General features: G+C 43.8%; 7 protein-coding genes and 1 pseudogene. 6 read left to right on the plus strand and 2 right to left on the minus strand.

Annotated elements, in window-relative coordinates; translation table 11 throughout:
- Positions 1 to 150 precede the first annotated feature (150 nt).
- The 6 genes from P5674_RS12410 (at position 151) to P5674_RS12435 (ending at position 3,835) form a co-directional block, all read left to right on the plus strand.
- Positions 151 to 279: a hypothetical protein gene (locus tag P5674_RS12410; RefSeq protein ID WP_286131370.1), complete on the plus strand. Its 129-nt coding sequence runs from the start codon at positions 151 to 153 to the stop codon at positions 277 to 279.
- A 127-nt stretch (positions 280 to 406) separates the two neighbouring features.
- On the plus strand, positions 407 to 883 hold the full coding sequence (locus P5674_RS12415) for a hypothetical protein (RefSeq protein ID WP_035737241.1): 477 nt from the start codon (positions 407 to 409) through the stop codon (positions 881 to 883).
- Positions 884 to 1,396: 513 nt separating this feature from the next.
- Positions 1,397 to 2,584 (plus strand): formamidase, encoded by a 1,188-nt coding sequence (fmdA, locus tag P5674_RS12420; protein WP_006616787.1) that lies wholly within the window; start codon positions 1,397 to 1,399, stop codon positions 2,582 to 2,584.
- 68 nt (positions 2,585 to 2,652) lie between these two features.
- Positions 2,653 to 2,925 (plus strand): FmdB family zinc ribbon protein, encoded by a 273-nt coding sequence (locus P5674_RS12425; RefSeq protein WP_006616786.1) that lies wholly within the window; start codon positions 2,653 to 2,655, stop codon positions 2,923 to 2,925.
- 76 nt (positions 2,926 to 3,001) lie between these two features.
- On the plus strand, positions 3,002 to 3,244 hold the full coding sequence (locus P5674_RS12430) for a TIGR02450 family Trp-rich protein (protein WP_006616785.1): 243 nt from the start codon (positions 3,002 to 3,004) through the stop codon (positions 3,242 to 3,244).
- Between the two features lie 3 nt (positions 3,245 to 3,247).
- Complete coding sequence (locus P5674_RS12435; protein WP_006616784.1) at positions 3,248 to 3,835, plus strand: hypothetical protein; 588 nt, start codon at positions 3,248 to 3,250, stop codon at positions 3,833 to 3,835.
- A 36-nt stretch (positions 3,836 to 3,871) separates the two neighbouring features.
- On the opposite strand, the gene P5674_RS12440 is transcribed toward P5674_RS12435, so the two are convergent.
- Both P5674_RS12440 and P5674_RS12445 read right to left on the minus strand, forming a co-directional pair.
- Positions 3,872 to 5,077 (minus strand): M20 family metallopeptidase, encoded by a 1,206-nt coding sequence (locus tag P5674_RS12440; protein WP_006616783.1) that lies wholly within the window; start codon positions 5,075 to 5,077, stop codon positions 3,872 to 3,874.
- A 28-nt stretch (positions 5,078 to 5,105) separates the two neighbouring features.
- A pseudogene (locus P5674_RS12445) lies at positions 5,106 to 6,104 on the minus strand (alpha-amylase family glycosyl hydrolase); the annotation flags it as partial.
- Positions 6,105 to 6,148 lie beyond the last annotated feature (44 nt).

Genomic DNA, 6,148 nt, shown 5'->3' on the forward strand with positions numbered 1-6,148 from the left:
ACTGATTAAGTAGACTTCCTGGTTGATTAATTAATGGTGTCGGGGTGGTTTCGGAACTACTCCGACTTTGACATCTAAATAGCCCCCAAAAAAGCCATATATATGCCGCCACGGATTCCCATTGTTTAACTATAGGTCAAGTTCGGAGATTTGTCAAGGGAAAATGGGGGGATTTTTGGGGTTCCCCTAACTGGGGGTACTGGTGGAGGTTCTACGGGAAAAGCGATCGCATTTTATCACTGTGTCAATAATTGGCATCAAGACCCTGGGGCTGTGTAGGTTTGGCGATTACTTCACCATAGCCAAAATGATTAAATTTTCATTAAAAAGTCACCGTCTTTACTTTCCAATTGGAGGGAGAGCATATAATCAAGTTACTCTACCTTATACACTTAATCAAGTCCCTATGAAACTAAGATTCAAACCATCACGTAATGTGGCAAGTTACAGCACTGTAGCCATCAGCATTGCTATGGCGATTACCCTGGGGCTACCTGGTGCTGCTTCAGATAGACGCTTCGTTCAACAAGTGCGTCAACAATTGACGCAAGCAGGAGTGGCTTTAGGAATTTCGGGGAGTTATCAGCTTAGTCATGAGCCCTATGTAGGTGATATCGGTCATAACCAAAAGGATTATCTCTACCTGAACTTAAATTCAGGTTCATCTTACGTTCTGGTCGGTGTTTGTGATGAAGATTGTCGAGATATAGACTTATCACTTTATGATGAAAATAACAATCTGATTGACTCTGATACCGCGCTTGATGACTACCCAATGGTAGAAGTTGACCCCAAATGGAATGGTCGATTTAAGGTTGAGGTAACAATGGCTAACTGTAATGCTTCAACCTGCTATTACGGGGTGGGGGTTTTTGCTCGGTAATCATCTTAAATGGGAATGATGACTTGGAAAATAAATATATGGGGGGAATTGATGAATTCCCCCCTTTTTGCTGAGGACAGTTGTGGGAATGTCGCTAACTGCAATTCCCGATTGTATGGGTAATGACTCGCCGGGGTTGAACTTAAACAGTAGGCAGCCAAAAGCCATATATATTTCGCCACATATTCCCACTCTATAAATATAGGTCAAGCTGGGGGATTTGTCAATAAAAAATCGGTAAATTTTTGGTTTTTTTTATACTCCAATATTGTCATGATTTAGGAAACTCTAACTTTGGGCAGGTTTGAGATAGCTGGCTCTGAGGCTTTAGAGAATGATTATCATTATTAAAAGTATCCAGATAAATTGATATTTTGTATCTAAAATTACATTTTGTTATCTAGGGAATAGGTGAAGATGTCTTAACATCGAGAGACTAAGATTCAAAAAGAATTGAATCATTAAGTTTTGTTGATTAAAAAACCATCATGATGAAGGGTAATCAGGAAAAAAATGCCGCAAACACTATTTAAAGTTGATCTAACTAAACCAATGTCGGAACAAGAAATGCCGGGACATAATCGCTGGCATCCAGACATTCCTGCGGTGGTTTCTGTTAATCCGGGAGACATTTTTCGGATTGAATGCAAGGACTGGACAGACGGACAAATCCAAAATAATGATAGTCCCGACGACGTTCGAGATGTAGATCTAAGTGTGGTTCACGTTCTCAGTGGGCCGATTTATGTAAACGGTGCTCAACCAGGAGATATTTTAGTTGTAGATATTCTGGATATTGGTGCATTACAGGGAGATGAATGGGGCTTTACGGGAATTTTTGCGCGGGAAAATGGGGGTGGTTTTCTAACTGATCATTTTCCGAATGCAGCTAAAGCTATTTGGGATTTACAGGGAATTTATACGAGTTCTCGCCATATTCCGGGAGTACGTTTTGCGGGTATTACTCACCCTGGATTAATTGGCTGTGCGCCTTCCTATGAACTGTTGATGCAGTGGAATAAACGGGAAAGGGAATTAGTAGAAACAGGGGGTCCGGTTTGGAAACCAGAAATTCCACCTCTGGCGGCTTTACCAAACCCAGAAAATGCGGTTTTGGGAACATTAACTGGGTCGGAATTTGAGCGGGTGGCGGCGGAAGCGGCGCGGACGGTTCCACCTCGGGAACATGGCGGAAACTGCGATATTAAGAATTTGTCGCGGGGGTCGCGGATTTATTTTCCGGTGTATGTAGAGGGGGCGAAATTGTCTATGGGAGATATTCATTTTTCCCAGGGAGATGGGGAAATTTCGTTTTGTGGCGCTATTGAAATGTCGGGATATATCGACCTCCATGTTGATCTGATTAAAGGGGGGGTGGAAAAGTATGCAATGGTGAATCCGATTTTTAAACCTGGTCCGGTAGAACCTCGCTATTCGGAGTATTTGATATTTGAGGGGATTTCGGTGGATGAGTTTACTGGGAAACAGTATTATTTGGATGCTCATGTTTCCTATCGTCGGGCTTGTTTGAATGCGATCGCATATTTACAAAAGTTTGGATTTACGGGAGAACAGGCTTATTTGCTATTGAGTTCAGCCCCGGTAGAAGGTCGAATTAGTGGTATTGTGGATATTCCGAATGCTTGTTGTACGGTGGCGATACCAACGGAGATTTTTGATCGCAATATTTTGCCAACTTAGTAGTGTAATTATCACCCCTAGTCAGTAGGAACTGGGGGGAGTTAGATAGGATAGGGAGAATGAGGAAAATGCCACTGTATGAATTTCGTTGTGCTAATTGCGGAGAGTTTGAAAAATGGCAGACTCTGGCGGAGGTGGGAACTCCGGTTTCCTGTCCTCAATGTCAACATAAAAGTGAAAAAATATTTTCGCCGCCCAATATTAATTTGAATTCGAGGGGGTTAAGTTGGCGACGGGGAGAAAGTAAAGAACCCAAATTGGTGAAAAGCGATCGCCAACCATCATCTCCCCGATATAAACAAAGTAGGTGCGATCGCCCTTGGATGATAGGTCACGGTTGAATTATATTCTGTGTGGGTGGGCTGTTGTCTGGTGAAAATTTATGGCACAATCAGGAATTAAGAATATTGACTGGTAATGCCGAAAAAGACAAAATTTCCCTATCTGGTGGGTTCTAAATGGACGGCTACCCAAAAAACTTGGGGATGGCGACATTTTCAGGTGGTTAACCGTAAAAATCAGGGTCAGTTGGTTTTTGCGGAGTTGGTGGCTTCCTGTGACCCGACAGTTAGATTTTGGTTGAATGCTAAACAGCTTAAAGATCGTAATCTGTGGGAACCTGGGTGGCAGTCTACCCAAGAACTTGATGATGGAGATTGATATATGGATTATAGCTATATTCAACAGGCGATCGCTCAATTAGAAACTGCCACCAGTGAACTACAGAATATGGTTGATCATGTTCCTCCCGAACAGGCTAAAATTCTACGGGTTAGGGAAGTTGAGGAGAGTATCAGAAATACTCTCGCCTATCTGGAGGCGGCGATTAACCCCCCTAGCTTGGAACATTTACCGCCAGATGTGTTAGAAAGGGCACAGGCTTTAAAGATTCCCCTGGGAGATGTTGAGGTACAAATGGCGATGGTATCTCATGATTTGTCTCAGGTGATGGCAATTCTGACGGAAATGGAAAACCGCGCCCAAACTATTCGCAGGCGACGGGATTATTTTTTGGTTAGACTTCCTGATATGCCTATTGAAGTTTTGGGGTCGCGGCTTCCAGTATATACGGCGGAGGACTTTAAGGGGTCGCCTGAACCTGTATCTAAGGAGGTTCGAGATCAACTCAAGGCTAAGTATGGCATCGATCGCTTAATTATGGAGAAATCTGTGCGATCGCGTGCTACCTTATTTGAGAAAATCAAACAGGCGAAACAGGCTCTAGAACATCCATCACCCCAGGATGAATAATCAAAACAGACCATAGGTAAATTGGTGGCAATGGTGTTATTGACAACGCTTTTGCCAAAACTGATAAGCTGAATAAGCTAGGCTAACTACTCCGGTCTTAATTGCTGATTCATCTACCTGAAACTTAGGGTGATGTAGGGGATAATTGGGCTGGTCTCGGTGTCCGATTCCTAGGCGAAACATTGCGCCGGGTGCATGATTTAAATACACCGAAAAATCTTCGGCACCAAGAGAAGGCTCTGGGAGAATTTCTAAACTTTCATTTCCCCAGGCTTCCCTAACGGAGGCTTCGATTAATTGAGTTAAGGCTGGATCATTCTGGACACTGGGAACACCTCGGCGATAGTTCATTTGATACTTAGCGCCATAGGTTTGGCAAACATTAGCTACTATGTTCTCAATCCATGCGGGTAAAGTTTCATAGGTTGATTGATGAAGCGATCGCACTGTTCCCAATAATTTTACCTGATCCGCAATCACATTAGAAGCACGTCCGCCAGTAATTTGCCCAATAGTTAATACCACTGGTCTCAGGGGGTTATGAGTGCGACTAATTGCCTGTTGTAGAGTTGTAATTACTTGGGCGGCAATCCAAATTGCATCAATGGCTTCATGGGGACGCGCACCATGTCCAGACTCTCCCAAAATTGTCAATTCTAAATCATCCGCCGCCGCTGTTAATGCCCCGACTCTCATACCAATACACCCAGCGGGGATAGTCGGAAAAACGTGCAATCCCAAGATAGATATAACGTCATTCATTACCCCATCTTCTACCATCCAAGTTGAACCCCTAGCGATTTCCTCAGCCGGTTGAAATAAGAAGCGCACAGCGCCCGGTAGCGAGTCCTGTAGGCGTGATAAAACCATAGCTGTACCTAACCCTACGGTAGTATGTACATCATGCCCACAAGCGTGCATTACGCCGGGATGACGAGAGGCATATTCTAGGTTAGTTAATTCCTGAATAGGGAGGGCATCCATATCAGTACGAATTGCTAACCATTGATAATTGTTACCAGTTCCTTTTAATTCCCCTACTACTCCGGTTTTTCCTACGGCTTCTTGAACGTGCAAACCACAGGAAGATAATACCCCCGCTATATATGCAGAGGTTTGATATTCTTGACCGCTAAGTTCTGGGTGTGCATGAAGGTGACGACGAATTTCTACTAAACGGGGATACAGGGAATTGGTGAGGTCTTTAATTTCGCTGAGGATGGAGTTTTGATGTTTACTCATGGTAATAATAGGCTGATCAGGCAGAGTTTTAATGGTTGGCTAGGATACAACCACTGCGAGGGGGTAATATGAGTTCCAGATGATTCTCTCCCTCTAAATTAAGCCAGCGAGCGGTACAATTTCCATAGACAACTCTTTGAGGTTTAGTGGTGAGTTGAGGAACTGGTATATTAATTGTAGCAGATTCTAGACTACTATTAACTGTGATGATTAATTCTTCCTGATTGTCGGGGGAATTGGTGGTTAAAATTCTGGCAAAACTATAAAGGAGATCTTGGGCGAGGAGAACTTGATAAGTGCCAATTCTCAGGGCGGGATATTTATGGCGCAGGGTGATGAGATGTTTATGATATTCTAGGATATCTAAATCCAATTGTTCTTGAGGTGGGAAACCACGACGACAATTGGGGTCAAATTCTCCGGGTAAACCGACTTCATCGCCATAATATATACTGGGAGCGCCCGGGAAGGTTAATAATAGTAGGGTGGCGAGTTTAACGCTGGCTTGATCTTCTTGAACTATGGTGATTAAACGGGCGACATCGTGGCTATTAAGTAGGTTAAGTTGGGTGAGTTGAATTTCCCAAGGATAGAGGGCGAGAAGTTCCTGAATTTTCTGGCTATATTCGGCAGCGGAAAGGGGGGGATAGGGATAATAAGAAGGGGCTTCTACTAATTCTCTACGGACTCTGGATTGGGCTGTAAAGGCGATGGTAGGTCCGGTAAATAGATAGTTCATAACTCCATCAAATTGGCTGCCATCGAGCCACTGACGGGCATCTGTCCACACTTCTCCGACGATATAGGCTTCTGGGTTACAGGCTTTGACGCGACTGCGAAATTCTTGCCAAAATCCGGGGGTTTCTATTTCAAAAGGAACGTCTAAACGCCAGCCGTCTATACCAAAGTTAATCCAATATTCGGCGATCGCCATAATATATTCGCGCACATCTGGGTGCTCATGATTAAATTCTGGTAAAGCCCGGTTATTCATCCAACCGACATAATTGGCGGGTTGACTACCATCCAGAACCATTTAACTTAAACCCTTATCCTGACAGCGATAGCGGT

The organism is Limnospira sp. PMC 289.06 (genome assembly GCF_032350395.1).
Classification (GTDB): domain Bacteria; phylum Cyanobacteriota; class Cyanobacteriia; order Cyanobacteriales; family Microcoleaceae; genus Limnospira; species Limnospira platensis.

Coding starts and splice junctions, on each gene's coding strand:
- P5674_RS12415 (WP_035737241.1), top strand. CDS start 407: ATGAAACTAAGATTCAAACCATCACGTAATGTGGCAAGTTACAGCACT.
- fmdA (WP_006616787.1), top strand. CDS start 1,397: ATGCCGCAAACACTATTTAAAGTTGATCTAACTAAACCAATGTCGGAA.
- P5674_RS12425 (WP_006616786.1), top strand. CDS start 2,653: ATGCCACTGTATGAATTTCGTTGTGCTAATTGCGGAGAGTTTGAAAAA.
- P5674_RS12430 (WP_006616785.1), top strand. CDS start 3,002: ATGCCGAAAAAGACAAAATTTCCCTATCTGGTGGGTTCTAAATGGACG.
- P5674_RS12435 (WP_006616784.1), top strand. CDS start 3,248: ATGGATTATAGCTATATTCAACAGGCGATCGCTCAATTAGAAACTGCC.
- P5674_RS12440 (WP_006616783.1), bottom strand. CDS start 5,077: ATGAGTAAACATCAAAACTCCATCCTCAGCGAAATTAAAGACCTCACC.